The organism is Roseofilum capinflatum BLCC-M114 (assembly GCF_030068505.1).
Lineage (GTDB): Bacteria > Cyanobacteriota > Cyanobacteriia > Cyanobacteriales > Desertifilaceae > Roseofilum > Roseofilum capinflatum.
On the sequence record NZ_JAQOSO010000104.1, the window covers coordinates 21,492 to 47,152 of the forward strand.

The window sequence follows — 25,661 nt, forward strand, 5'->3', positions numbered from 1 at the left end:
CTTAAAAAGGACTAAAAAGCTGATAGGCTGATAGCGGAGAGCGCAGAGCTGATGGCAGATGATGAAGCGGCGGGAATTTCTACAGCAGGCAGGGTTAGCCTTAGCCACATTAGGCATAAGTGAAGCGAGTTTATGGCAGATGAGCGATCGCACTCTGGCGGCGATCGCCAAACCAACGTCTCGGAAGTTGGCCCTTTTGGTGGGCATTAATCAATATCCCCTGAAAGAGAATCTTAAATTACAAGGATGCGTAACCGATGTGGAACTGCAACGGGAACTGTTAATCCATCGCCTGGGATTTAGTTCCCGCGATGTGTTAACCCTCACCAATGAACAAGCTACCCGTGAAAAAATTGAATCCGCCTTTATCAATCATCTGATTTCCCAAGCGGGGCCCGATGATGTGGTGGTCTTCCACTTTAGCGGTTATGGTCGCTGCGTACAGACTCGAGAGAGTCCAGTAGAGCTACAAAGTAGCTTAGTCCCCATTGATGGCAATGCCCTAGAAGCCTCTGGAGGGCCAATTAACGATCTCCTAGAATCTACCCTACAACTGTTGCTCAAATCCCTGAAAACCTCTCAAGTGGTGACGATTCTTGATACTAGCTATGCAACCCTGGATCGGCAACAGGTGGGGGTCTTACGGGGGCGCTCTTATCCAAGTGGGAAACCGAGTTGGGAAAGTAGCGCCATTCAACTGACCCCAGAGGTGCAAGCGCTGCAAGATGAACTGCGAAACAATCTGAAAGCGGATGCGGAACAATTGCGGGTTCAGCGTCGGTTTGGCCAATTACCTGGGGTGGTCATTTCTGCTGCTATGCCCATTCAACGCCCCATCGAACAAGGAGTCACCCCTGCACCGAGTCAAGTGCGGGGGCAACAGGCTTTTGAGAGTCAATGGCGTGGCTTTAGTGCCGGATTATTAACCTATGGCTTAACTCAAAATCTCTGGTTAGCAACTCCTGGAACTCGTTTACCGGTGAGTTTAGCGACGGTCTCTAATCAGGTGCAACAACTGGCCGGCGATCGCGAACAACCCCGGCTCAGTGGGAGCAAGAGTCAGGAACCGAGCCAAACCATTAGCCAATGGCAACCCCTGGATCGGGAGGGGGCAGACGGGACAATCGAGGCGATCGCCGAAGATGGCAAAACCTTAACCCTATGGCTGGGAGGACTCTATCCGCAAGTTCTGAATAACTATCAACCCCATGGTTTGTTTCAGATCGTCCCCAGTCCAGACTCTGAATCTGACTCAAACGCAAACGGCCGAATTCAACTGCGCTCCATTGAAGGTTTAAAAGCTAAAGCGGTTACTATTGCTAACACAGAAAACCCACCGCACCCCCAAAAGGGGGCCCTCATCCAAGAAACGGTACGTTTTCTCTCCCGTTCTATCAACTTAGTCGTGGGTATTTGCGAGGATTTAGAACGGATTGAACGGGTGGATGCCACCAGTGCCTTTTCTGCTATTCCCAATGTGTCTACCGTGGTGTTAGGGGAATCAAGTCAAGCGGTCAATTGTGTATTTAGTCAAGTGAAGCATTCCGATCTATCAGAAGGGGCCAATCTACACAACAGCTATGGCCTCTTTTCCCCTGGCTTAGACTTGATTCCCCAGACTCTGGGAGAAAAGGATGAAGCGGTGAAAACAGCCGTTCGTCGGTTAACGCCTACCCTGGATATTCTCTGGGGTATGAAACTGCTACAGTTAACGCTCAATCAAGGATCGTCCTATTTGGCGGTGCGGGCAACCTTAGAGAAACTGAACCCCGAACGGCAACTGCTGGCTAGACAGGAACCGCCGCGATCGCCTCTGCCGCGAACTTCGACAGCTAAACTGCCCTCTTTGTTGAATCTAGAGATTGGCACTCAAATTGGTTATCGTCTCCATAACCAAGAAGATCGGCCGGTATACGTGCTGTTGTTGGGTTGGGATCATTCTGGGATGTTAAAGATCTTTCAACCGTCTAAGGTCTCGATCTCTCCTAAAAGTGCGACTCCTAGCTCTGGGGACAAAACTGAACCTGAGTTGGCCATGGAGAATCAACAGTTGGTGATTCCTCCAGGTGAAAGTATTGTATTGCCAGAGGCGATCGCCCCCGTAGAATGGACAGTATGCTGTGGGCAAGGATTAGCCCAAACTCAAGTGATCTTTAGTGTGGCTCCCTTTACTCAAACCGCTAAGGTCTTGAAGTTAGCAGAGGCTTCGGCAGGAGCTAAAAGTTTATCGGGAACAGTGAAAAACCCCGGAGCGACGGCCAAAGCAGTTTTAGAGGATTTACATCAGGCCAGTCGTGCAGAAATTGAGCCAGAATGGAGCAAACCAGATAGTTATGCCTTGTCCGTTAAGGCTTGGTGTTCATTAAGCTTTATTTACCGCGTAGTCTAGAAATGTGTGCAAATGCACTCGTCAATTAAACTGAAAATGGGATAATTTGGAGACATCTTGCAGGTTTTGCACTCATTGGCACTCATTGGCACTCAATCGTATGATGAATAATCAGATGGCATTGATCCTCTCTACCCTGATGTGGTCTACGGGAGGACTGGGAAATATGGTAGGGGTTGAACCTTCAGCCGCTCAAGGGATGGTCACCGAGCAGAGTCGAGGGAGAGAAACCCGACAAGAAGAACAGCTCATCGCTCAAGGGGGAAGATTAGATTCTGAGGTGCGAGAGGCGATCGCGGATGAGGTGGAAGCCACGTTTTTTAGTACCCTGGTGTCGATGAATGCCCTGTTTGTGGCCTTTTTAGCTTTGTTTTTTGCGTTGGTCACCATTGGATTTTGGCTACAGCTACAACGATTAAGACAACAAACCGAACTGCACAAACAAGAGTTAGCGAGTTTTCAACAGGATGCTGTGTCGTCTATTAAACAAACAATCGGCTCTGCGGAAACGGTGTTAGAGGCGATTTCGGAGAAGGAATTATTAGCCGAACAACAAATTAATCAAGCCAAATCAGAAGCGGTCTCTGAATTAAAAGGAATTGCGGCTGAGACAGAAAAAGCCAAGAATGAAGTCTATCAGAAATTGGCAGAGGTTTTGCCCCGTTTAACTCAAGCGGCGAATGCAGTGCAAAATGGCAACAGCCAGACGAATGGCAGCAATGGTGAGAATGGAGCTAATGGTACAAATGGCGTACAACCTCCCCCTCCGCCGTCCTATTCTAAGGCGGCTAATGAGTATCTCAGGCAAGGGGATACACAATTTTTGCAAGGTCGGTATCATGAGGCCATTACCCTTTACGATCAGGCGATCGCCCATCAAACCCATTTTCCCGAAGCCTGGAATAACCGGGGCGGTGCATTAGCGAAACTCGGCCGCCATCAAGAGGCGATCGCTTCCTACGATCAGGCCTTAAAGTTACGGGAAAATTTCCCGGAAGCGTGGAATAATCGCGGCGGAACCCTGGCCAAATTACAAAACTATGAACAATCTTTAGAATCTTATCAAAAAGCGGTTAGTTATAAACAATCTGACCCCCTGATTTGGATGAATTTAGCGAATGTCTTGGTGAAACTTCAGCGCTATGAAGAAGCTGTATCTGCCTATGATAAAGCGATTCAATATCGCGCCGACGATCCCTTGCTCTGGCAACAGCGCGGTAATTCTTTGGCCCAACTGCGGCGCTATGAACCGGCTTTAGATTCCTATAATCAGGTTCTCGGTTTACAAGGGAATAATCCGGAAGTCTGGTATGCCAAAGGGTATGTGTTGTATGAATTGCAACGGTATGAAGAGGCCCTCAAAGCCTACGATCGGGCGATCGAATTAGAAGAGAATAAAGCGGATTATTGGAATAACCGGGGTAACGCTCTAGAAAAATTAGAGCGCTTTGAAGAGGCGATTTCTTCCTACGAACAAGCCCTACGGCTGCAACCGGATAAATATGAAGCTTGGGATAACCGGGGATATACTCTCGGCAAACTGAAACGCTATAAAGAAGCTCTATCGAGTCTGGATGAAGCCCTCAAATGCAAACCCGATCATGCCAACGCCCATTACAATAAAGCCTATTGTTATGCCTTGATGGGGGATCAAAAGTCGTCTCTGATTAGTTTGCATCGTGCCATTAAAATTAATCCCATGTATCGGGAATTGGCTCAAAATGATGCGGATTTAGAATCGGTTCGCAATCATCAAGTGTTTAAGCGGATCATGGCTGGAGAGTTAAAAGTCGCTACTCCTGCGTCTTAGAAGAGGAGAGGAGGAACCGGGGAAGAGGGTAAAGGTTACCCGTTCCCCATTGTTAATTGTTAATTGTTAATTGTTAATTGTTAAGGGTTCCGTGGCGATCGCCAAACGCACCCCTGGAATTTGTCGGAGTGTATCCATAACTTGGATCACCCGTCCATGGGCGATCGCCTCATCCGCTTTTAAGACGACTAACTGGGATGAATTCTCTTGCATCACCTGAATGATTTCCGCTTCGAGTTGCTCTAAAGGAATCATGGTTTCGTTGAGAGCAATATTTCCGTCGGCATCAATCGATATGGTAATCCGCTCCTGCTGCTGAACTTCTCCGGTTCCTGCTTGGGGCAAATTAACCGGTAATCCCTCATTTCGAGTTAAAAACAACGTCCCAATCATGAAAAACGTCAAAATCGAGAAGATCACATCAATCATCGGCAAGATGTTGATTTGAGGCGGTAGATCGGGATCGTCATCAACTAAACGCATGGGACGAGAGTCTAGGTAAATTGCCAACCCTAGTGTATCTCATGCCCTTCAGACTAGGGAAGCGCATCGGGTTTAGGCGATCGTTTTCACCCATCCACGCTTAATGGCATGACGAAGACGACTGATCATATCGATTTCTTCCGCCTCAAGTCTAGAGGAGGAAATCGAGGATTCTAAGCGATGATACTCATCCGAACTAATGAAACCTGTGCTATAGATTCTAGAGAACTTTTCTATTAAATCTTCTTCAGCCAATAGGCTTAGGCTAGATGAATCGAATGTATTCATGATTCTCTCTCCTGAGAACTTCTCCATTGAAATCTAACATGAGGATCAGACTTTTTGGGGCTGTTTAAGCAAGTTTTAATGAACGTGAAACCTATGAAGGCTCTAAATTTTAATATTGTTGATATACTGTGATTTTTCTTAGTAATTCTTGCCCATTCGCAGGTAATTAAGACAGAAAAGTTAATATTTCTTCATCAATGGGAGAAGCGATCGCGATTCAGTTTAGGGAGAAGCTGTCATATTCAGAATTGTGAATTCATCAAACTTCACCACTTCAGACTCAGGGTTGCGGGTATCAAAGATATAACTGCTCACCGTTCCCGTTCCGGTATCTAAAAGACTAAACACCGTCAAATCATTACTGGCAACATAGGGTAAAGCTTGGTTCTTATCCCTGAGCGGAGCGAGGTTAGGGATAATCGGCTCTAAGCCATTGGGATCGCCTACAGGTGCATATTCCGGTTGATATCCTGGGGGAACATAACGCCGCGATCGCTCCATATCCAGATAAGCGCCATAAGTATTGCCCACATTAGAGGTTTCTAAAAAGTGGATTCCTGTGGGGCTAGTAAATCGATTCCACAGATGGGAATGACCATACAATACCAGGTCAACCTTCGCTGCTTCTAATAAGGGAATAACATCGCGGATAATGTAATCATTTTCTTTCGGATATTCGTAGCGAATCACTAAGGGATTCCCGGCAGAATCTCGATCCACAATTTGCACCGGATCAGTATAAGCAGGCACAATATTTTCCCCTAGGGAATGGGGCGGATGGTGAAACATGACAATTTTGTATTTTGCCCGTTGAAACTCTGGGGAATTGAGTTCTTCTTTTAACCATTCATATTGAGGACTTCCCAGAGTAATGGGTTCAAAAATATGTTGCCCATAGCCCCAATTTTCCGGTTCATTTAAGTCCCGATCGCGCTCCCGAAAGCGTCCTTGAGTATTGGCGGATAAATTCGGCGATCGCCACATATTCGTAATCTGGGGAACGACTAACCGAATATCACCAAATGTAACGGCATAATATCGGCCATTGCCTGGACTGTCCGGTAAACTAAAAATTTGTTGATAAGTATCGCTATTAAAGCTGCGATCTTTAATCCAAGCATTTTTAATATTCTCATCTCCACTGGGATTAATTCGATCTGCTTGCCGTTCATAATCAGCTTGCGCCACGACACGAGGATAGGAACCATTAAATTGATCGTTTAATCCTTGTTCCTCAGACCATTGTCCCATAATTTCATGATTGCCCAAAGCCGGGAATAGGGGCGAATTTTGGATTAAAGCGGCTCCTGTATAGGTTGTCGTTGTCCCATTTTTTTCTAAGCCGTAATTCGCCCGTCCTTGCAGCACGGGGAAAAAGGCACTACCCCGGCGATCGTCAAACCACTCAGATGCGCGATCAGCAATATCTACTAAGTCTCCAGCAAAGAAAATAGCATCAACTGATCCCAGAGTTTCCCCCACTTTCTCTATATTAGCGGCGGTCATGGGCTTATGTTGGTGGTCTGATGTGAGTAATATTTTTAAGGGTGTTCCCGGTTGGGGACTGGGGGCTAAGGTAAAGCGATCGCTCCTCAGTTCCTGACGATTATCATGGACGCTTATCACTTCATAGGGCAATTTTTCCCCAGGACTTAATCCCGTGATTTCCCCTTCATGTCGCCAAATATCTCGGAGTACGGGAAACTTTGGCGGCTCTGCTAATACCATTTCGTCAATATGGGACAACTTATCCTCACGAGTGCGGGTTAGTTTTGTCGTTGTTGCCGTCACTTGACGCTCTAAGTTTTCCCCATAAATCACCCGATGTTCAATTCCGGGAAAGGGGGTAAACCACACGACTTTGACCGTTGTTTCAGTGGGAAATTGTAAAAAGGGATCGGTTAATAGATAATCTGGAAACATAGAAACTAGAGGAGAGATCAATATACCACTGAGCCAACCGAAAACCATTAACACTAACGTGCTAATCAACAGAATTGTACCGTTAGTCCACCGCCCGCTTCGAGTCATTGGTTCACAACCCTAACCTTAACGTTTAATTAACCTCATTCACCAAGCGATCGCCTAACCGAAACTGTACAATCTTAGCAATCTCCTCTAGCGATCGTTCCCGCTCTACCTGGCGATCGTGATTTAACCGTACTTCAAACGCCGCCAAAATCGCCTCTTTTGTCTGTCCCTTCACCGCCATAATAAACGGAAAGCCAAACTTCTGTTTATAGGCTTGATTCAGAGCCACAAAGCGATCGTACTCCTCGGTACTCAATTGATCCAATCCTGCACCGGCTTGTTCGGCGATCGAATCAGGAGCCATTTTCAGGCGACTCCCCAAATTTGGATGCGCTTGAATTAACGCCATTTTTTCCGCCTCACTCAGCTCCAGCATCTGGGAGATCAAGCTCTGATACAGATGTTCCCGATCTCCAAATGGCCGTTTATGCCACGTTTGAGCCGCGATTTTTGGAGTATCTTCAAAGACACTCCCCAAAGTCTCCACAAACTCCCCTTGACTCATTTGATTAATCTGGGCGATCGTATACGTCATATCGAATCTAGGTCATCCATTACATTAAAGGAGCGGGTAGGGTAGACAAGAGAAGCTTGACTATAGCAATTCTCTCTTCTATGGGGTACAGTTTCAAGCCTTAGACCCTAAGCCATACAAGCTTTTGCCTTTTGCCTTTTGCCTTTTGCCTAGCGCGAAGCGCTATATTCCCTATTCCCCATTCCCTATTCCCCATTCCCTATTCCCCATTCCCTATTCAACTCCCCCGATACGTTGTATAAGACCACGGAGAAACCAGCAAAGGCACATGATAGTGACTATGGGGATTAGAGACTCCAAACTGAATCGGAACCTCATCCAAAAATACCGGCTCTGGTAAATTGACCATTACCCGTTGAAAATAATCACCAACAAAAAAAACTAATTCGTAAGTGCCAACTTCCAACTCGCCATCGTCCAATAAAGGAACATTGGTTCGGCCTTGCTCATTGGTTTTGGTCTGTTTGAGCAGAGTTTTAATCGGCGACTTGCGATCGACTGCCCATAACTCCAATACCATCCCTACTGCGGGAGAACCTTGCGCCGTATCCAATACATGAGTTGTTAATTGACCCACCATATCCTGATCCTGACTCCATTTCCTGGCTTACTCAATCTTCCGTTCATTTTGCCCCTCTTCGTTAAGATAAACAAGGACGATCTACACAATCTAAGAGAATGGCTTCTAAAACTCCTGTTCAGGTTGAAACCAGTCGCAAACCCTGGGATTTTAATCGATTGCTCGACACCCTAAACACCTTTGAAGTTGTTCCGATTCTCAGCGATCTTCAGCGTGGGTTACGCACCCTCACCAGACAACCTCAACCGCCAAAAGGACGAGCTATGGGTACAATTCTAGTTGTTGGAGCCACCGGTGGAGTGGGCAAACGGGTGATTCGCCGTTTAGTGGAACGGAAAATCCCCGTCCGCGCTCTGGTGCGAGACAGAAAACGAGCCGAATCTATTTTAGGTCAAGGGATTGAACTCTTTGAAGCGGATTTAACCATTCCGGAAACTCTGAAACCGGAAATGATGCAAGATGTCATTTCTGTCATTTGCTGTTCTGGGACTCGCGTGCAACCCGTCGAGGGCGATACCCCCAACAGAGAAAAATCTTATCAAGGCGTAAAGTTCTATCTGCCGGAAGTAGTGGATAGTCCGGAAATGGTGGAATATAACGGCATGAAAAACCTGATCCGCAAGGTGGGGCCCTATTTAGGTCGCGCCGATGAGCGGATGATTTTCGATTTTACCAATCCTTCACCGAGTTTAAGAACGACTTGGGGAGTCATTGATGATGTGGTAATGGGGGGAGTCAGTTCCAGCGAGCTACGCATCACGCCCAACTGTGGCTTATTTACCGGAGAAGTGTCTACCGCTAATTCTGGCGGCTTTGTTTCCATTCGCACCAAAAACTTTGAGCCTTGTCTGAATCTGGCTAGATATGAAGGGATTAGTCTGCGCGTGCAAGGGGATGGTAAGCGCTATAAGTTTATTCTCCGCAATGAGGCGCGATGGGATGGAATTAGTTATTGCTATTCCTTTGATACGTTGAATAATACTTGGATGACCGTGGATATTCCGTTCGATCGCCTGATTCCCGTTTTTCGCGCCAAAACTCTACCCACTGCACCGCCATTTGACCCCAGTCAGACCTATGCCATCCAACTAATGCTCAGTAAGTTTGAGTATGATGGCGATCTCAATCCTCGCTTTTCTGCGGGGCGCTTTGGTCTAGAACTTGGCTCCATTCGCGCCTATGGAGGGCCGAAATTACCGAAGTTTGTGCAGATTAGTTCGGCTGGGGTGACTCGTCCCGGAAGACCGGGTTTGAATCTGGAGGAAGAACCGCCCGCAGTCAGGCTGAATGACCAACTTGGGGGCATTTTAACCTGGAAGTTGCGCGGCGAGAATGCCATCCGAGAAAGTGGAGTTCCCTATACGATTATTCGCCCCTGTGCCCTGATAGAAACTCCAGGAGGCAATGGGTTAGAGGTTGCCCAAGGGGATAATATTCGCGGGCAAGTTAGTCGCGAGGATATTGCCGAGTTGTGTCTTCAGGTGTTGTCCCAACCGCAAGCCTGTAATTTAACGTTTGAAGTGAAAGCCAAACTGGGTGAAGAGATGCAGGATTGGGATCGGTTGTTGGTGGGTTTAAGTCAGGATTAAACCGGATGAATGGCGGAGGGAAATTGGACGAATCAAGTCGGTTCCCTCCCCATCATTGATGGAGGGTTGTAATCATTTGAGTTAAGTCTTGACGATCGCGATCGGCTTCAAACCAAAAGATCAGCCAGAAAAAAAAGAGAACCATGATAGGAAAGGGAATAAATGTAAGAGTGTCCAGACCCACATTGTCTGAGAACAACGCAGAGAATAAAAACAGGAGTGAAATGCTCAACCAGGAAGACCCCCAAAAGAGCAGAAAAGAACTAACGAATGGATGTAAACTGAGGGTAATATGAACGGCTGTACCATCAGGTAAGGCTTCAAATCGACCGCGAATCTGGGGTAAAAAGGAGTTGCGATAGTGAATGACTCGCTGAATCTTAAAGCCATCTGGGGAAAGTGTGCCGCGATAGGGCGCATGAGTACCAGAACTTCTCCATTCCCAGATCTTGGGTTCTTCAATGCGAGTTTCTAGGTGATGGATCAGTTCGGGTATGGTCACTGAGGTTTTCAGGGTAAAGTGATCGTAGGGTAAGATTCTCATGAGGGCATTCATTAAACCAACTTATATCTGGCTCTACAAGAGTGACTCATATTAAGGATGCCTAATAGCGAAACAGCTTTTGCAAAGTGTATTTGCTTATGTTGATGATTCTACACCTTATATCTTGAGGGCGACCTGCGATCCTGAGTTTGTTTATAGCGCTTTCCGCTTCGCGGACATGAACGCGCTAGGGAATAGGGAATAGGGAATAGGGTTGTGGTACATGGCTTTGAGCCTTTAAGACTTTACACCATAACAGCGAAAACTGCTGTATGTGGTTGGACTGTATCAAAAAGTGGGATTTACGATTTTACCAGTCACTCAAACATTGCTGTTCCCCTTCCGGTTGCCAATAATAGGGATAATTACGATTAAAATCTAATCCCTCTAAAGCGGGCGCAATCTTAAACTCATAGCCATTATAATTATGAATCAAACCTTCCGGCACAAGAGTATAGCCAAAAGAGTGTAGTGCCGTGACACAGCTAAAATAGTGCATTAGCGTAGGGTGGGTTAGGCGGCTAAAACCTAGACTGTGATAGCAATCTCTCAATCCGCCGTAACCCACCATTTTAGGGTTGTCACGGCATTAGGGTGGGCAGCCATTACATAACTCATTTAGGTTTGCTATAGTAGCCCCAACATCCATCAATCAAAAACTGCATAACTATATTACAATGATATCTGAGCCACATCGGGCACAGATAGCATGATTCCTAGTTCACTCCTCCCGTTACAGCCCCATCCAGAGCAAGATGTATCCCTAGAAGCAACAGAGATTACAGACGGTATCGACTGGTTAAGCTTCCATCGAGTATGGGGGCAATTGAGCGATGAGGTGATTGAGGCGATCGCCAAATCCCTACGTCTGCTGAAAGTCGAACCCAACCAAGACATCTATCATGAAGGTCTAGAACCGATTGGGTTATACCTGATCAAATGGGGTTCGGTAGAGATTTATCGCTCTTCCTTGGTGGGCAAAACCCATATTCGCTATTACAGCGCGGGGGAACTGTTTGGCTATATTCCTTTAGCTCTGAACCAAAAAACGGCGACTTATAATACGAATGCGGTGGCGATCGCCAAAAGTGAACTCTGGTTTCTCAGTCAAACGGACTTTGAGCAGCTCACCGATCAATATCCTCCCATCGAAAAAGCCTTCAATACCTTTCTAGCTCAAGATTTAGAGCATTTTGCAAATCGCATCGCCACCGAACAAATCCGCATCCAAGGATTACAACCGTTTATTCGTCCCATCCCCACCGATAACCTGATTATCGGCAAAAGTAAAGTCAGCCAAAAACTGGCCGCCCAGATTGAAAAAGCGACCCTAGACCTGAAACCGATTCAACTCCAATCCCCTCCCGGAGGCGGAAAAACCTTTCTCGCGGGCTATATTCATCACCGTTCGGGGATTAAAGACCATCCTTGGGCTGAAATTGACTGTGCCTTACTTCCCCGTGATGAGAGTGGGGCCCTGAATACAGATAATCTGTTTGGCCGGGTGGGTCAACAATTGGGGGTAATTGAACTACTGGAGCGAGGAACCCTGTTAATTGCCAATTATCAGCTCCTGAGCCAAAAAGACCGCGATCGCCTGTTAGACTATCTGCAAACGAACACCCTTACCCCCAACCCCGAAGGCCCCCCGATCCAGTCCTGGGTACGCTTGATCCTCAGTAGTCCCTCCTCCCTCTCCTTGGGGGATATCCCCAGTCACTCGATCAAACTCTCCTCCCTGAAACAGCGCAAACTGGATATCCCTAGTTTTGCCCGCTATTTCCTGGATAAATACTGCCAAGAAAGCCAGCGATCGCCCGTAAAACTCAGTCAAGCGGATTTACGCCGTCTGATTAGCTACGACTATCCCGCCAATATTGCTGAACTCGAAAGCATCCTCAAACGGGCGGTGGTCATGACTCCTCCCGAACAAGACATTATTTCCGAACAAGTCCTCTGGTCGGTTGAATCGAAAAAAAATGCCTTTCGTGTCGATTTACTCAATCAACTGCCCTGGTTGCGTCGATTTCTGCTCAGTGATTGGTGGCCAGAACGGTTCTGGGTTATCGTCATGCTCCTGTTTATCCCTGTCACCCTCATGGGTTATCTGGGCCCCCAAACCCGTGACTCTAGCATGACGCTCAATCTCTTTTGGGCCTGGTGGTGGCCCTTCTATCTATTGCTTTTCCCGATTATTGGTCGGTTGTGGTGTGCCGTTTGTCCGTTTATGGTGACGGGAGAATGGATCAGAAAAATCTCTCTATGGATTTGGCCCCGTAAACTGCTCCCTTGGCCGACTAAATGGATGAATCGCTGGGGAGCATGGCTACTCTGGGCCGGGTTTGTGGCCATTTATCTCTGGGAGAAACTGGCGGATTTGCCCCATACGCCCCATCTCTCCTCTGATTTATTGCTGATTATTACTGCCGGTGCGGTGATTTGTAGCCTGATTTATGAGCGCCGTTTATGGTGTCGGTATCTCTGTCCCATTGGTGGGATGAATGGTATGTTTGCCAAACTGGCCTTGACGGAGTTGCGATCGACTCAGCAAATTTGTGGCAGTCAATGCAGCACGTTTGGCTGTTACAAAGGCAGTGATGCGACTCCGGTGACGTTTGCCGACTCCCTACCGAATGAGGGCCAAGCTACCGGGGGATGTCCCCTCTATTCCCATCCAGCCCAACTGCGGGATAACCGCGATTGTGTGCTGTGTATGACCTGCTTAAAGGCTTGTCCGAATCGCTCGGTACAGTTCAACTTGCGGTTTGTGGCGGCGGATTTGCTGGAAAATCATCAGCCGTTTTGGGCAGAAGTGGCGCTGTTGCTGCTTTTGTTCGGTGGGGTGTTTATGCATTCTGGCGATCGCATTTTAGGCTTTTTTGGTCTCGATAGCGCTCTGATTACCGGACAACCCTGGTTTATGGCTTTGCCGGTGGTGCTGGTGTTGCTGAGTATTCCTTGGTTTTTAACCTATGGGGTTCATGCGATCGCCCGATTCTTTGACCGGGACATGCCCCCCTATTTGGTCACCATCTACGCCTATCTACCGATGACGTTGGGAGCCAATTTAGCCCATTATATCCCAGCAGCCATGACAGAAGCCGGGCAACTGCTGCCTGTTACAGCTCGCACGTTTGGCTTTTCGGGTTCGGCTTTGCCGGTGTTGACCTGGAGTGGAGATGTGGCATCTTTTTTACAAGGGGTAACCCTATTGGCGGCGATCGCCTTGAGTATCTATCCCCTATTCAAAATTACCCAACGCCCGCTCTGGAGCAACCTGCCCCATCTATTCCTGATGGCAGCATTAACCTTTATCTTTTTCCAACTGCTGTTATAGGGTTTTCATTTGAGATCTGAACTGGCAATGCCCTCTCCCTATATCCCTCTCCCAGGGGAGAGGGACTTCTACTCCCCTTCTCCCGTGGGAGAAGGGGTTGGGGGATGAGGGCAACCATTTTAATTTCTAATCGATCATGAAAATTTACCAAAACATTACCGAACTCATTGGCGCAACGCCCCTAGTCCACTTGCGCCACCTGCCCAAAGCCTTTAATTGTCAAGCCGAAATTGTCCTGAAATTAGAGGGCATGAATCCGGCAAAATCAGTTAAAGACCGTATTGCCCTCAGCATGATTACAGAGGCTGAACAAGCGGGACTCATTACCCCTGGCGTATCTACGATTATTGAAGCCACATCCGGCAATACGGGAATAGGCTTGGCCATGGTGTGCGCGGCGAAAAACTATCGCTTAATTCTGACGATGCCAGAGAATATGAGCCGCGAGCGTCAACAGATGGTCACTGCTTATGGGGCAGAGGTGGTGTTGACTCCGAGTCATTTGGATATGGCGGGAGCCATTCAACGGGCGAATGAGTTGCTCGCAAGTACGCCTAATTCCTTTTCTCCCCAACAGTTTAGTAATCCTGCCAACCCGAAAATCCATTACCAAACCACGGGGCCGGAACTTTGGTCAGATACGGAGGGTAAGCTAGATGTGTTGGTAGTGGGGGTGGGAACGGGGGGAACCCTCACGGGAGCGGGTCGCTATTTGAAAAAAAAGAAGCCAGGCCTTAAAATTGTGGCGATCGAACCGAAAACCAGTGCCGTTTTAAGTGGAGAAAAACCCAGTATCCATAATCTCCAAGGGATTGGGGCGGGCTTTGTCCCCGATGTCCTGCGGGTTGATCTGATTGATGAGGTGATAACCATCTCCGAGGAGCAAGCTTATGATATCGGTCGCCGTTTAGCCAAGGAAGAGGGCCTTCTCAGTGGTATTTCTACGGGGGCAGTGGTTTCTGCGGCGCTACAAATTGCCCAACGTCCAGAGCATCAAGGCCAGATGATTACGGTGATTCAACCGAGCGGAGGGGAGCGCTATTTGAGTACGGCATTGTTTGGAATGGATGATTATTAAAAGTTCGCTTAAATACCATACAGCGCTTCGCGACATGAAACGCCCCTACAGATTATTGTAAATACACGCTTCGCGAAGCGCTATAACAGCACAAAGTGCTGTATTACCGATGACCCATCACCCAACCATAGCTCACTAGAGCAACGATCATACTCCCTACATAAACCACGCCTACAAAAATGGGAATTTGACTAATCAGGGTATATTCTTTCAACCAAATAAATGCTACTAAATAGGCAGGTAGAACATTAAATCCCCAGAAGAGAGAGACAAGAAACATGGCGGCAAAACTTTCTTCCGGATTCAAATTAGATAGGGCCCTTTGACCAAAACAAAACCGGATAAAGGGTTGGGATAGCCAAATGATAAAATAACCGGGGAGTCCTGCAAACCAAATACCCAGAATGGCTATCGCAACGGTTATTAACATGGATAAAATTAGATGGGCGATCATGGGCCGATCTCGTCGTTCTCCTCTTCTGAGCTGGTCAGTTTTTCAGAAATCTGAGGATTTTGCCCTAAATTGGATATGAGTTGCTCAACGGTTTCTAATTCCAAAGGTTCTGTGGTGTGTTGTTCTCTCAGTTTATGTTGGCTTAATTGCATTCCCAAGGCCAGAATTAATCGCTCTCTACTGGTTAATTGCTCGACTCCCATAGCTTTTGTTTCTAGAAACCATAAGACTCGTTCTAGATTGGCTTGTTCTTCTGCTGTTAGTTGGCAATTTTCTTGATGATTTTTTTGCTGGCTTGTAGAGGTGGATAACCCGGCTAAAAATCCCCCTAAAACCATGCCTACCCACGCTCCTGTGGTACTTCCTTGTAACCAAGAACTGGGGCCTACCCAGAGTTGACAGACATTGTTAAATCCCCAAGAATAGTCTTGGCACGCTTGCATTTTAGATTGAAATTGAAAATTGCCACCAATAGCAAAACCGAAGCTACTGGAAGCTAAGGCGACTAGGGTACAAATTAAAATGCGCTGGCTCTGAGTCAATTGAGTTCAATTCAAATGAGAACATTAAAATAATTATACGATCTCTCTTTTATAGAGTACAGCTTGAAGCTCTAGACCCTCAGCAATACAAGCTTTTTCCTATTGCCTAGGGCGAAGCGCTATCACTTACTGGGTTTTGACTAAAATTAAGTCTCCTTCCTGTTTGACTTCAAAATAAGGTAAGGGTTTTTCGGCAGGAGGGGATAGAACTGCACCATCTAAACCAAATTCGGAGCCGTGACAGGGACATTCAAATCGGTTTTCATCGGCGGACAGTTTGACGGTGCAACCTTGATGGGGACACATGGGATTGAGGGCGACTATGGTTTGGGTTTGGGGATGGCGGAAAATAAGGACGGATTTGGGGGCGTTTCGTCGGTCTAGGATGGTTCCTTGGGTTTCGAGTTGGGGGATTGTACCGAGGGCTTGAAATCCGTCTTCGCGCATGGAGGTATCAATATCAGGGCTGTTATTGCTGGGGGGAGTTGGGGATGTTTCAGAGTTGCAAGCGGAGAGGGTGGGTGGGAGGACGCTCGCGAGTGCGCTTAGGGTCATCCAACTGATAAAGTAACGACGTTCCATGGTGGGTGGGGGTTGATGTTTAGGATAGGGCTGGAGATTGGGATTGGTTTTTGAGGGTTTGTTGGCGCAGGACTACTACTAATACAAACAGGAGATCTAGGGTGATGAGGCTACCGATAATTAGTTCTGAGCCTCCGGTACTGAAGCCGTAGCTGTGTAGTCCGGTTCCGAGGACGAAGTTCACGCCATACCAGGCCATGAGGATGGTATTAAAGCTGATCGTACTGGCGATCGCCATGCCAAAGTTGCCGAGCCAACCGGCTAATCGACCGTGTAGGGGCACAATGTAGGATATGAGGGCGATTAATGCCCAGGTTTCTTTGGGGTCCCATCCCCAAAATCGTCCCCAGGAGAAGTGGGCCCAAATGCCACCGAGGATTATCCCGGTGGTCAGGAAAAGTACGCCGACTTGGAGGATGGAATAGTTCCAGCGCGAGAGGCGGTTAATCCAGTCTTTGGCGGTGGGCTTGAATAGGTAGGCTCCTAGGAGCAGATGAGCGAAGCCGAAGGCGAGGGCAAAACTGGCGTAACCGAGGGTGATGGTGGGCACATGGACACTGAGCCAAAAGTTATCGCGGAGAACGGGAACGAGGGGTTTAATGCTGGGATCGAGGACGGCCGGGAGGCGATCGCCTAATATCAGACACAAGACAGATAAGGGGGCAGCAGCCAAGAGGTAATATTTAGCACGATGCAAGAATTCAAAGGTTACGGCGATCGCTGCAATTCCTAAACTCACCCAAATCACCGATTCATACATATTGGTTACTGGGGGTCGTCCTGCAATTTGCATCCGCTCCCAAAACCCATATCCATGCACCGCTAACCCACTACAAAATAACCCTAATGCCACCCAATAGGCTTGTAACTTTTCCCAGGCCAGGGTAACCAACATTACCAGGAATCCTAAAGCATACAAAATCCAGGCTTTAGTAAACCAATGCAGTCCATAAAAATGGACTTCTCGTGTTAGTTTATCTTCAGGAGGATAAACTTGAGGACTTAAGGATACCAGTTGTTTTTTCAGCCCTAAAACTTGTGCATTGAAGTCTGAAGTTACCCCAATTTGCACCGCTTGTTTCAGTTCGCCATAGGTTGATTGTAAGCTCTCAACTTGTTTCGGTGCATAGTATTCAGAAGCCTGAGCGATTCCCAGCCATTTCCCCTTCGGATTGCTGGGATGGGGAATCATGGGTAACTGGGTACTGTTCACCGTTTCTAACATTACGGCTAAACGGTCTTCTAAAGTTAGTGCTTCCCGTTGGTCTCGCGTTAAATCGAGATCTTTGGCTTGATCTTCATGGGCTTGCAAAACCAATGAACCTAGGGGAGAAGAAACCAGTTCTACAAAGGAGAAATATTTCTGTTCTGGGTTGAGTCCCAGTTGAGTTTTTAAGGGACGATAGCTGAAGAGGATAAAGGGTTCTTCGTTCCAGTCTCGGTTATTGAATAATAGGGAAAGATAGGTATCGAGATAATCTAGCTTTTCTCCGGTTAAGGGTTGATAGTCTAAACTGCCATGAATTTGAGTAACTGTTTCTCTGGCGACTGTATCCAGGGGCTTTTTGCGTCCATCGAGTTGTACAGCTAGGGTTTTGAGGGCATCATAACTGGTTTCTGGACTAGAAATGCTGCCTTTCCATGCAGGGAAGAAGCATAGAGTCAGTCCTAATGTTAAGGTGATGAAAAATTTGATCGGATTCATAAATAGGTGATGGGAATTATGTAAGTTTTTGGTCGAAGTTTCTGAGTGTTTTCTGAATGGTTCTACCGTAAAACATGGTAGCAATGCCGACAACAACGAGGGCGGAACCTGTCCAGGTGAGTAGGGTTATCCAGAGGGGTTCGCGTTTGACTTGTAGGGTGGATTGGCGCAAATCTCTGGGATTCCAGGACGCTTGGGCGATTTTCCATCCCTGATACCAGGTGGGGTGGTTCATCCAAACGGTGCGATCGCTGCTAATATGCTGATGATAGTCTTGAATTTGGATTTTGCTTGTCCACATGGCGACACTATCGGAGCCTTCATTACGCTCTACGATAAAGTCTTGCAAGGCAACTTGAAAGGGAAGGGAAAAGAGTTTAGGGGTAAAAGCTGCCAGAATTTCCCCCTCTGGTGCGGAGATAGGGGTAGGTTCTCCCCAAGGGAGCCATTGTTGAGTTCCCGTTTCTGTTTCGACGAGGATAGCGGGAGTGCCTGGCAGAGTGCGATCGCCAACTGGTACAATTTGACGGTCTATCTGAGCAGGGCTGAGTTGCTCTTCTAGGGTAAGTTCAAAGTCTGCCCAACCCAGTTTAACCGGTTGATTTACCTCTAGGATACCGGATTGGAAGCCTTGAGAGGAATGGGTCGCATAATAAAGTTTACCAGATGAAGTGGCGATCGCCTGAAAATAATTCCCCTCTGAACCCTCAGCCAGTTCTCCGAGTTTCCCCTGCGCTACCTCCTCACTCTCTACCGCACTCAACACCAATTCAGCCGGCCCCAAACTTACCCTACGATAAGATAACGGTGCAAACGCTAACCATTGTTCTAAATCTTGTCCCATCCGCTCACTCGTTAAGTGAAACTTCAGAGCTACATTGTTCCTATTCCCTCCCTCTTTAAACTCCACCCTTTTTACCGTATTTTCTGCATAACCTAACAGAGAAAGTCCCAACACCGAAGAAGGCGAAATCGAACCATTGGGACGGATAAAAATATCCCTTTGTTCAGTTTCACCTTCAGGAGTCATCACTTCCAATAAATCGCCCTCAATCCGAATCTGATTATTCGCCCCTTGATCCTCCCGTAACGGTAACATACCCTCCAAACTCAAATGAATCACTCCCGCCGACCCCATAATAATCAAAACCAATCCAATATGAGTTAAAGCAAACCCCACTTTACGAGAGCCTCGCCAAGGATAGCGGGTGAGTGCCGAAATCGATAAATTGACCGCCAGCAGGAACATCAACATTCCAAACCAGGGACTCTTATAAATCAGATGTTGCACCACACTTGAGCCAACTTGAGCTTCATAAATTGTGGCTCCGATTAAAATAGCAGCAATACTCCCTAGAAGGGGAACAGCAAATTGGATTGAGCCGAAAAACCCGATTAAAGGTATATTCATCTTAACGGTTTCAAGGATGATCATTTTTTTCTATTCTCTACCCTACTCCCTTGAGACTATCCTGTTGTATTCAGGATGACAAAAGTAGCGCAAAAGGGCAATTAAGCGATACACTAGAATTTAAAGTTTTTTCACATATCACCTTCATTTATGACCTTATTCACAGCCGCAGAGGTTTTAAGCCAACTCCAGAACGGAGAATCTTTTGTAGGGGCTGAATTAAGCCGGATTAATTTAGAAGATTGTATTCTCGATGATGGCAATTTTACTCAAGCTTATCTGCGCGGCGCAAACCTATCTAGGGCCTTTTGTCAAGGAACAAATTTTTCCCAAGCCAACTTAATGTTAGCCAATTTAACCGAAACTAATTTGGTTTGTGCCAACTTATCCCATGCTGAACTCAATAGAGCTTGTTTACAGAGAGTCAATGGTCGATCGCTGCAAGCAAGTTACACTAAACTCTACGGAGCAACCTTAGATGAATTAAATGGTATTGATGCTAATTTTTCTAAATCAGACATGAGAGAAATAAAGGCGCAAAAAGCTAATTTTAGTCGCGCCAATTTAACTCAAGCCAATCTCACCGCCTCTCAGTTAATCGAGTGTAATTTTACAGAAACAATCTTGAAATCTGCCATCTTAACACAAGCAGACATAAGCGGAAGTTTATTGATCGAAACCAATTTACAAAATTCTAACTTGTATCGATCTATATTCTTAAACAGCACATGGAACCATGCTAGTTTTTCATCAGCAAACTTATCAGAAATTGATTTTCGTTCGAGTCAGATGAAAGATACAGAAATTTTAGGAGCAAAATGTATTAACGCATCTTTTACTGATAGTGTTCTGGAACATTGTTCTTTTTTGTCTGCTGATTTAGAGTCTGCGGTATTTGATCGAGTCAAGTTAGTAAACATCAGTTTCCAAGATGCAAATTTAGAACAGACGATCTGGAAAAATGTTGAATTGATCAACTGTGAAGTCATCGGAGCAACATTTACAGATGCTCAAGGGTTGACCGATCTTCAAAAAAGTTGGTTAAGAAAAAACGGAGCATTAAATGTTCCTCATTAAGGGAAAAATGACGATCAATACCTATTGGTTGTCATTATTGATAATAGTAAGCAATGATAATATGAAAAACAAGCATAGCTAAAAACATGCTCACCAAAATAATATGAGTGTTCAGCCAAATCCCCCGTAGGTTACGAATCAACACTCCTTTAGAAATGCCTGGATTTCCACTAGGAGCAGATAAACTGAATCGGAAATAGCGCTGGGTCGATTCGAGAATCCCGGTCTCGGCAACCACTCCGACTAAAGCCGATAAAGTGACCAAGAAAAAGACCCATAGAAAAATGGCATTAAAATTGAAACCTCGCACGCCTATAGTATGAATGAGGGTACTGCCAACTAAGGCGATTCCTAGAAAAATATGTAGGCTTCTCCAAAACTGAATACTGCCGGGAACTTTGATTTTTATTTTCCAACTTCTCCCTCGTTTGCGAAAGGTGAGCATCATTTCTAAAAAGACAAAGATAAGGGATAAATAGCCAGTAATTTGCTTATAAAGGTCACTTTGAAAGGTTAAATATAAATCAAAGTCATTTAAGCGTAGAACTGGAATATAGTTGGGACTAAAAACAAAAGGGGTGAGCAGAATAGCACAAACTACAGTTAAGACAATGAGGGTGGAAAACTTGGGTTTCATGGTATACAGTGGTTCGCGCTGTAGTGGAGGAATGGGGAGAGAATCCCAAGGTTGGATTCCTCCCTGAATTAAACCTAAAAATGGATTAAGTTCCTTCTAGGGGTAAGTTAATAACAACACCACCCATCACATCTCCCAATTCAAAGATTTTATCGGGATAGCGTTCTTTATGGATGGGATGGCTATTATGACAGGTGACACAAGCTTCGGCGATCGCCTTATCGGGATAAATAGCAGAGTAATATTCTTGACCAGCAATTTCTCGATAATCTTTATAGGGTTCGCCCGTATCAATAACAGTTTGCATCCCCACCTCTTCAAACTCTCCTCTAGGAGCTTGTGCATCATTAATATTCCAAGGTGAAATTAAACCATACGTGAATGTACCTTGTTCAGAAGCCAGTTCTGCACCTAAACGGAACATTTGCGCGGGCAGAGGAATACCATTGGCATCTTGCCAAGCTTCCGTTGCTTCTGCGGGAACGACTCCGTTGGGTTTTTCTTGCCCTTCTAAGGTTTTCAATCGATTCACCACATGCTTAGTATAGGCAGTACGATCGGATTCAGCGACGGCATGGATATAATCAACCACAAGAGCCGGATCGATGCCACTGGTTTGAGTCGAGCTACTGGTGTTTCCACCAGCACAAGAAACAGCAGTGAGACAAATGGCTGTCGCTAAAATGAATAAGCTGATGGTTTTCAGTTTCAGTGAACGTATCCAAGTTTGAAGAATAGGCATAGTTTATTTTCCATTGGGTGAAGAACGCTTTTATTCAGAGTCTGAAGCGGTTCGCTTTTCTTCTAGGGTTCTCACTAACTTCAGAGTCTCTAAATCTTGTTGAGGGGGATGGTGAAAGTTACCCTCAATTAACTCATCATCAAAGATGCTGTTGTAGGAATATTCCAAACCGTGGCAATTCATACAAACATCTTTCACCATGCGATCGCGTGGGAGCAGGTTATAAGTGTTATTGTGATTGACAAACACGGAATTGGTATTCTCGTTAACTGTGCGGGGTAAATGGCAGGTTGCACAGGTCACCAGATCGGGACTGGGGCGAGGCAGTCTGACGGATGCAGCAAATAAAGAACCATGTTTCGAGTCTCCATAATTGAGAGAATGGGCATCATTATGGCATTGCAAACAAGAGTCCACAGAAGCCTTAAAGGTGTCCGGTTGATGGACATCATGGCAGGTATTGCACCCCATCACCTGTTCCCTAGCCGAGGCTTTCATCGGTAAACTCGCCATCTTTGCAGTTAAGGGAGAAAGTCCTTCAGCAGTACGAATGCCATGTTTACCGAGCAGAAACGTATCAACCTGTTGCTGATGGCAACTTTGACAACTTTCTTGGTTCGGACGAACCACAAGGGCTTTGTTTTCTCCCACTTGGTGACAGGTGGAACAGTTGACATCTGCGAGAGCGTGAACACTGTTCTCCCATTGCTGAGTAATTTCTGTTACTCGCTCTGAGGAGACTGGGGAGGCGATCGCCCCATGACTCCAGAGCATTACCACCAGCCACAAGAGGGCGACAATCACCGGCTTCATCATGCTCCACCCTCCAGAAACTCTTCACCCAAATCGGGTTTAGGGGGTTCGCTCTGGGTCAGGGTGACCTCTAAATTGGGCAGTTCTGGTTTCGGTAATAGGATCGGCTGATTCAAGTTTTCCCGCAAAAAACCCGTCGAAATTGACCGATGATCGTGGTAGTTATGACATCCTGCTGTCCAACAGCCATCTGGCTCAAACCCTTGATGACTGGGAATATCCCCGGCAATGACTCCTTCATGACAAGCCATACATAAATCAGGTTTCAGGTGAACTCCCCGACCAAACATATGTACATGCTCTGCATGACAAGCGGTACAGGTTAGAACATCTAAGTTTTCTAAATATTCTGCCCAACGGGGATCGCGAAACTTTTTTGGGCCGTGAGCATCGCTTACTAGCTCCGCTTCATGACAGCGCATACAGGTTTCATTACTGACTGGCTTAAATCCTTCATGACAGGAGCTACAGGAGGCTTCAATTAAGGTGTGGCCGTCTGATGTCACTCCCGGAAGAAAGATTTGACGTTGATCTAAGGCAAACGCAGCAATTCCCCAAACCAGTAGCAAAACCACCACTGCAATAATGGCCGTCTTGACTTGAAGGAGATTTTTTAGGAAAGGAAATCGCTGGGAATTGCTGGTCATGACTTAAGAAAGTTGGGTTTCTGCTTGGTCGTATTCAGCCCCTTCTAGCATCAGAGTTGTAATCGCTTGATAGGCCTCAATCCAAGCTTGTTTGACTTCAGGAGTCCAGCGATCTCCTAAGTATTGTTCAAAGGTTTTTAACAATGCTCCGCCAACTAAGGGATAATGGGCAGGAAGGGCCCCATACTTAACATGACGTGCCCCTAAGCCTTTGAGGGCATCACTTAAGGCTTCTGGCTTCCGCAAATTTTCGACTGTGAAGACCAAAGATTGCAAAAGCATTTGCTTTTGTTTTTTCATATCCGTATGTTCAAATAGGGGCTTGGCTTCCGGATTATCCGTGAATAAATTTTTATAAAAGCTCTCTACAAATTCGTTAGCTTCTGGCTTTACTTTTTCAAAGCTTTCTTCCAGGAGTTCGACTTTTAGTGACATTTTTGGTGTTCTCCTTATAAAGCCCCGGTCATAGAAAATCTATTTTTTTCTTGTCCGAGATATAACTTCTATATATCCAGATCGTTCTAGGATATTCTGTAATATCAACTACGAAAAAACTCGGATTTTCAATAAAATACATAGAATTAATGCAAAAAATGCATATTCGCAGTCTTTGAGGGGGGTTGCTGTTGAAAAATGATGGATTAAGCGTCAGTATAAATCTCTTGCAGGGCCTCTTGGGCTTCTTGGCGCAACCCACGGGCAATGCGGAAGAGTTCTAGTCCGGTATGTAAATAATGTTCGTCATAGTTGTAGGGAAACCAGGAGAATTCATCGAGAGCATCACTGACTTGATTAAGACAATAGTAGAGATGGGCGGCAATACTGGCAACGGGCCCGGGATTGGGTAGGGAGCGAAAACGCACTTGGGCTTCATCTAATAAGGAGCGACAATTGTCTAAATAGAGTTGAAAATTTTCTAGCAATCGATCGTCAAAAGGATCGGCGGCCAGGTCATCGAGTTCTGCTTCGATGGAGTTAAGAATTTCGATTAAGGAACCGTTGACGGGATGATAGACTCTCACGAGCCATTGTTGCCAATGTCGATCGGGATCGAGAGGGTTTTGCGGCGAACGGCTGGGGGGTTTGGGGGATTTCGGCCGATCGCCCCTGGGCGTATAGGGAAAGTTTTGGCGATCGTATACTCGGCGACTATGGGGATCGCTAAGGGTTTCATAGGCCAGATTAATCTCCACCATCCGGTCAGCATTGCCCACGGCTTGATTGAGATCTGGATGATGAAGTTTGACCAAACGGCGATAGGCTTGACGAATTTCCTCCGCCGTTGCCGTTGGCTCAATTTCTAGGGTTTGATAATAATTCACGTCTTTTGGTCATGGGTCATGGATCATCGGCCATTTTCCCCCTCTCCCCCTATCTCCTTATTCTGGATCTTGGAATAAGGGGGTACTCAGATAGCGCTCGCCAAAACTCGGTTGAATCACCACAATTAATTTACCGTCATTTTCTGGACGCTTGCCGACTTGGATGGCGGCGCAAACCGCAGCACCACTGGAAATCCCAGAGAGTAAGCCTTCTTCCTTGGCTAAACGCCGTCCATAGGCGATCGCCTCCTCATCAGAAACGGTCACTACTTCATCAATCAAATCTACCTTCAAAACCTCTGGTACAAAGCCAGCCCCAATCCCTTGAATTTTATGGGGCCCTGGTTGGCCGCCCGATAATACAGGAGAAGTAACCGGTTCCACGGCGATCGCCTTAACTTTCTCGCTTCTCTTCTTCAGCACCTCGGCCACCCCAGTAATTGTCCCCCCAGTACCCACACCCGAAATAATCATATCCACCTGGCCATCCGTATCTGCCCAAATTTCCTCAGCCGTGGTTTTGCGGTGAATCTGGGGATTGGCTGGATTTTGAAACTGCTGCAACATATAAGCATTGGGCATTTCTTCGGCCAGTTCCATTGCTCGGCGAATACATCCCCCCATCCCCTCTGAACCCGGAGTCAGAATCAACTCAGCACCATAAGCCTTTAACATAGCTCGCCGTTCTGCACTCATGGTTTCTGGCATTAACAAAATTAACCGATAGCCTCGCGCAGCCGCTACCATCGCCAAGGCAATTCCTGTATTCCCAGAAGTCGGTTCCACCAATACGGTCTTTTCTGGAGAAATCGACCCTTCTTTTTCCGCCATATCAATCATGTTGACCCCAATCCGGTCTTTGACTGAGGAAGCTGGGTTCATACTTTCGAGCTTAACCACAATTCTGGCCACACAGCCCTCTGCTTGAGGAATACGGTTGAGTTGAACTAAGGGAGTATGTCCGACTAACTGGGTAATATCTTGTGCGATTTTCATGTTGAATGGGTAAAACGATTAGCTAGAGAACTGTTGCCCATTGTCCCAGAGCCTTTGGACAACCGGCAA

25 protein-coding genes are annotated in these 25,661 nt (G+C 46.5%); 6 read left to right on the top strand and 19 right to left on the bottom strand.

Annotation, left to right across the window (positions count from 1 at the left end; genetic code table 11):
- Nucleotides 1-58: 58 nt before the first annotated feature.
- Both PMG25_RS20300 and PMG25_RS20305 read left to right on the top strand, forming a co-directional pair.
- On the top strand, nt 59-2,389 hold the full coding sequence (locus PMG25_RS20300) for a caspase family protein (protein WP_283768718.1): 2,331 nt from the start codon (nt 59-61) through the stop codon (nt 2,387-2,389).
- Between the two features lie 100 nt (nt 2,390-2,489).
- On the top strand, nt 2,490-4,199 hold the full coding sequence (locus PMG25_RS20305; RefSeq protein ID WP_283768719.1) for a tetratricopeptide repeat protein: 1,710 nt from the start codon (nt 2,490-2,492) through the stop codon (nt 4,197-4,199).
- A 66-nt stretch (nt 4,200-4,265) separates the two neighbouring features.
- Here PMG25_RS20305 and PMG25_RS20310 read toward each other — a convergent pair whose 3' ends face one another.
- The 5 genes from PMG25_RS20310 to uraH form a co-directional block, all read right to left on the bottom strand.
- Nucleotides 4,266-4,682 (bottom strand): ExbD/TolR family protein, encoded by a 417-nt coding sequence (locus PMG25_RS20310; RefSeq protein ID WP_283768720.1) that lies wholly within the window; start codon nt 4,680-4,682, stop codon nt 4,266-4,268.
- A gap of 72 nt (nt 4,683-4,754) precedes the next feature.
- Nucleotides 4,755-4,970 (bottom strand): hypothetical protein, encoded by a 216-nt coding sequence (locus tag PMG25_RS20315; protein ID WP_283768721.1) that lies wholly within the window; start codon nt 4,968-4,970, stop codon nt 4,755-4,757.
- Between the two features lie 222 nt (nt 4,971-5,192).
- Complete coding sequence (locus tag PMG25_RS20320; protein ID WP_283768722.1) at nt 5,193-7,001, bottom strand: metallophosphoesterase family protein; 1,809 nt, start codon at nt 6,999-7,001, stop codon at nt 5,193-5,195.
- A 25-nt stretch (nt 7,002-7,026) separates the two neighbouring features.
- The gene (gene uraD / locus PMG25_RS20325) at nt 7,027-7,536 is read right to left on the bottom strand and encodes a 2-oxo-4-hydroxy-4-carboxy-5-ureidoimidazoline decarboxylase (protein WP_283768723.1); all 510 of its coding nucleotides are present in this window, start codon (nt 7,534-7,536) and stop codon (nt 7,027-7,029) included.
- A gap of 217 nt (nt 7,537-7,753) precedes the next feature.
- Entirely contained in the window at nt 7,754-8,116 is a 363-nt protein-coding gene (gene uraH, locus PMG25_RS20330) for a hydroxyisourate hydrolase (protein ID WP_283768724.1), read from the bottom strand.
- A gap of 98 nt (nt 8,117-8,214) precedes the next feature.
- Here uraH and PMG25_RS20335 point away from each other — a divergent pair, with 98 nt between their 5' ends.
- Nucleotides 8,215-9,705 carry a CIA30 family protein gene (locus PMG25_RS20335; protein WP_283768725.1) on the top strand — a complete coding sequence of 497 codons (1,491 nt, stop codon included), beginning with the start codon at nt 8,215-8,217 and terminating at the stop codon, nt 9,703-9,705.
- A gap of 52 nt (nt 9,706-9,757) precedes the next feature.
- Here PMG25_RS20335 and PMG25_RS20340 read toward each other — a convergent pair whose 3' ends face one another.
- Both PMG25_RS20340 and PMG25_RS20345 read right to left on the bottom strand, forming a co-directional pair.
- Nucleotides 9,758-10,249 (bottom strand): hypothetical protein, encoded by a 492-nt coding sequence (locus PMG25_RS20340; RefSeq protein WP_283768726.1) that lies wholly within the window; start codon nt 10,247-10,249, stop codon nt 9,758-9,760.
- Between the two features lie 310 nt (nt 10,250-10,559).
- On the bottom strand, nt 10,560-10,748 hold the full coding sequence (locus tag PMG25_RS20345; RefSeq protein ID WP_283768727.1) for a hypothetical protein: 189 nt from the start codon (nt 10,746-10,748) through the stop codon (nt 10,560-10,562).
- Nucleotides 10,749-10,958: 210 nt separating this feature from the next.
- On the opposite strand from PMG25_RS20345, the gene PMG25_RS20350 reads away from it, so the two are divergent.
- Together PMG25_RS20350 and cysK (PMG25_RS20355) are read left to right on the top strand one after the other, a co-directional pair.
- The gene (locus tag PMG25_RS20350) at nt 10,959-13,586 is read left to right on the top strand and encodes an AAA-type ATPase lid domain-containing protein (RefSeq protein ID WP_283768728.1); all 2,628 of its coding nucleotides are present in this window, start codon (nt 10,959-10,961) and stop codon (nt 13,584-13,586) included.
- 136 nt (nt 13,587-13,722) lie between these two features.
- Nucleotides 13,723-14,664, top strand: coding sequence for a cysteine synthase A (cysK, locus tag PMG25_RS20355; protein WP_283768729.1), 942 nt, complete (start codon nt 13,723-13,725; stop codon nt 14,662-14,664).
- Between the two features lie 103 nt (nt 14,665-14,767).
- On the opposite strand, the gene PMG25_RS20360 is transcribed toward cysK (PMG25_RS20355), so the two are convergent.
- The 5 genes from PMG25_RS20360 to PMG25_RS20380 form a co-directional block, all read right to left on the bottom strand.
- A complete protein-coding gene (locus tag PMG25_RS20360; protein ID WP_283768730.1) occupies nt 14,768-15,094 on the bottom strand; it encodes a hypothetical protein in 327 nt (108 codons plus the stop codon).
- Nucleotides 15,095-15,114: 20 nt separating this feature from the next.
- Nucleotides 15,115-15,660, bottom strand: coding sequence for a hypothetical protein (locus PMG25_RS20365; RefSeq protein WP_283768731.1), 546 nt, complete (start codon nt 15,658-15,660; stop codon nt 15,115-15,117).
- 126 nt (nt 15,661-15,786) lie between these two features.
- The gene (locus PMG25_RS20370) at nt 15,787-16,242 is read right to left on the bottom strand and encodes a QcrA and Rieske domain-containing protein (RefSeq protein WP_283768732.1); all 456 of its coding nucleotides are present in this window, start codon (nt 16,240-16,242) and stop codon (nt 15,787-15,789) included.
- A gap of 19 nt (nt 16,243-16,261) precedes the next feature.
- Entirely contained in the window at nt 16,262-17,947 is a 1,686-nt protein-coding gene (locus PMG25_RS20375; RefSeq protein ID WP_283768733.1) for a cytochrome c biogenesis protein, read from the bottom strand.
- 16 nt (nt 17,948-17,963) lie between these two features.
- The gene (locus PMG25_RS20380; protein WP_283768734.1) at nt 17,964-19,382 is read right to left on the bottom strand and encodes a cytochrome c biogenesis ResB family protein; all 1,419 of its coding nucleotides are present in this window, start codon (nt 19,380-19,382) and stop codon (nt 17,964-17,966) included.
- Between the two features lie 126 nt (nt 19,383-19,508).
- Here PMG25_RS20380 and PMG25_RS20385 point away from each other — a divergent pair, with 126 nt between their 5' ends.
- Nucleotides 19,509-20,435, top strand: a complete 927-nt coding sequence (locus tag PMG25_RS20385) for a pentapeptide repeat-containing protein (protein WP_283768735.1) — start codon at nt 19,509-19,511, stop codon at nt 20,433-20,435.
- Between the two features lie 34 nt (nt 20,436-20,469).
- Here PMG25_RS20385 and PMG25_RS20390 read toward each other — a convergent pair whose 3' ends face one another.
- From PMG25_RS20390 to cysK (PMG25_RS20420), 7 genes are all read right to left on the bottom strand, one after another.
- Nucleotides 20,470-21,072, bottom strand: a complete 603-nt coding sequence (locus tag PMG25_RS20390) for a hypothetical protein (RefSeq protein ID WP_283768736.1) — start codon at nt 21,070-21,072, stop codon at nt 20,470-20,472.
- 85 nt (nt 21,073-21,157) lie between these two features.
- On the bottom strand, nt 21,158-21,814 hold the full coding sequence (locus PMG25_RS20395) for a c-type heme family protein (protein WP_283768737.1): 657 nt from the start codon (nt 21,812-21,814) through the stop codon (nt 21,158-21,160).
- 30 nt (nt 21,815-21,844) lie between these two features.
- A complete protein-coding gene (locus tag PMG25_RS20400) occupies nt 21,845-22,630 on the bottom strand; it encodes a cytochrome c3 family protein (RefSeq protein ID WP_283768738.1) in 786 nt (261 codons plus the stop codon).
- The gene (locus tag PMG25_RS20405) at nt 22,627-23,274 is read right to left on the bottom strand and encodes a cytochrome c3 family protein (RefSeq protein ID WP_283768739.1); all 648 of its coding nucleotides are present in this window, start codon (nt 23,272-23,274) and stop codon (nt 22,627-22,629) included. The genes PMG25_RS20400 and PMG25_RS20405 overlap by 4 nt, the downstream gene beginning before the upstream one ends.
- Before the next feature lie 3 nt (nt 23,275-23,277).
- The gene (locus tag PMG25_RS20410; RefSeq protein ID WP_283768740.1) at nt 23,278-23,709 is read right to left on the bottom strand and encodes a globin family protein; all 432 of its coding nucleotides are present in this window, start codon (nt 23,707-23,709) and stop codon (nt 23,278-23,280) included.
- A 206-nt stretch (nt 23,710-23,915) separates the two neighbouring features.
- Entirely contained in the window at nt 23,916-24,596 is a 681-nt protein-coding gene (locus PMG25_RS20415) for a J domain-containing protein (RefSeq protein ID WP_283768741.1), read from the bottom strand.
- A gap of 57 nt (nt 24,597-24,653) precedes the next feature.
- Entirely contained in the window at nt 24,654-25,592 is a 939-nt protein-coding gene (gene cysK / locus PMG25_RS20420; RefSeq protein ID WP_283768742.1) for a cysteine synthase A, read from the bottom strand.
- Nucleotides 25,593-25,661 lie beyond the last annotated feature (69 nt).

What these genes read in the sequence shown, in the direction of transcription:
- PMG25_RS20390 (WP_283768736.1), bottom strand. Translation starts at nt 21,072, where the DNA reads ATGAAACCCAAGTTTTCCACCCTCATTGTCTTAACTGTAGTTTGTGCT.
- PMG25_RS20310 (WP_283768720.1), bottom strand. Translation starts at nt 4,682, where the DNA reads ATGCGTTTAGTTGATGACGATCCCGATCTACCGCCTCAAATCAACATC.
- uraD (WP_283768723.1), bottom strand. Translation starts at nt 7,536, where the DNA reads ATGACGTATACGATCGCCCAGATTAATCAAATGAGTCAAGGGGAGTTT.
- cysK (WP_283768742.1), bottom strand. Translation starts at nt 25,592, where the DNA reads ATGAAAATCGCACAAGATATTACCCAGTTAGTCGGACATACTCCCTTA.
- PMG25_RS20340 (WP_283768726.1), bottom strand. Translation starts at nt 10,249, where the DNA reads ATGAGAATCTTACCCTACGATCACTTTACCCTGAAAACCTCAGTGACC.
- PMG25_RS20385 (WP_283768735.1), top strand. Translation starts at nt 19,509, where the DNA reads ATGACCTTATTCACAGCCGCAGAGGTTTTAAGCCAACTCCAGAACGGA.
- PMG25_RS20375 (WP_283768733.1), bottom strand. Translation starts at nt 17,947, where the DNA reads ATGAATCCGATCAAATTTTTCATCACCTTAACATTAGGACTGACTCTA.
- PMG25_RS20345 (WP_283768727.1), bottom strand. Translation starts at nt 10,748, where the DNA reads ATGCACTATTTTAGCTGTGTCACGGCACTACACTCTTTTGGCTATACT.
- PMG25_RS20380 (WP_283768734.1), bottom strand. Translation starts at nt 19,382, where the DNA reads ATGATCATCCTTGAAACCGTTAAGATGAATATACCTTTAATCGGGTTT.
- uraH (WP_283768724.1), bottom strand. Translation starts at nt 8,116, where the DNA reads ATGGTGGGTCAATTAACAACTCATGTATTGGATACGGCGCAAGGTTCT.
- PMG25_RS20400 (WP_283768738.1), bottom strand. Translation starts at nt 22,630, where the DNA reads ATGATGAAGCCGGTGATTGTCGCCCTCTTGTGGCTGGTGGTAATGCTC.
- PMG25_RS20315 (WP_283768721.1), bottom strand. Translation starts at nt 4,970, where the DNA reads ATGAATACATTCGATTCATCTAGCCTAAGCCTATTGGCTGAAGAAGAT.
- PMG25_RS20410 (WP_283768740.1), bottom strand. Translation starts at nt 23,709, where the DNA reads ATGTCACTAAAAGTCGAACTCCTGGAAGAAAGCTTTGAAAAAGTAAAG.
- PMG25_RS20320 (WP_283768722.1), bottom strand. Translation starts at nt 7,001, where the DNA reads ATGACTCGAAGCGGGCGGTGGACTAACGGTACAATTCTGTTGATTAGC.
- cysK (WP_283768729.1), top strand. Translation starts at nt 13,723, where the DNA reads ATGAAAATTTACCAAAACATTACCGAACTCATTGGCGCAACGCCCCTA.
- PMG25_RS20370 (WP_283768732.1), bottom strand. Translation starts at nt 16,242, where the DNA reads ATGGAACGTCGTTACTTTATCAGTTGGATGACCCTAAGCGCACTCGCG.
- PMG25_RS20350 (WP_283768728.1), top strand. Translation starts at nt 10,959, where the DNA reads ATGATTCCTAGTTCACTCCTCCCGTTACAGCCCCATCCAGAGCAAGAT.
- PMG25_RS20300 (WP_283768718.1), top strand. Translation starts at nt 59, where the DNA reads ATGATGAAGCGGCGGGAATTTCTACAGCAGGCAGGGTTAGCCTTAGCC.
- PMG25_RS20395 (WP_283768737.1), bottom strand. Translation starts at nt 21,814, where the DNA reads ATGCCTATTCTTCAAACTTGGATACGTTCACTGAAACTGAAAACCATC.
- PMG25_RS20335 (WP_283768725.1), top strand. Translation starts at nt 8,215, where the DNA reads ATGGCTTCTAAAACTCCTGTTCAGGTTGAAACCAGTCGCAAACCCTGG.
- PMG25_RS20305 (WP_283768719.1), top strand. Translation starts at nt 2,490, where the DNA reads ATGATGAATAATCAGATGGCATTGATCCTCTCTACCCTGATGTGGTCT.
- PMG25_RS20405 (WP_283768739.1), bottom strand. Translation starts at nt 23,274, where the DNA reads ATGACCAGCAATTCCCAGCGATTTCCTTTCCTAAAAAATCTCCTTCAA.
- PMG25_RS20360 (WP_283768730.1), bottom strand. Translation starts at nt 15,094, where the DNA reads ATGTTAATAACCGTTGCGATAGCCATTCTGGGTATTTGGTTTGCAGGA.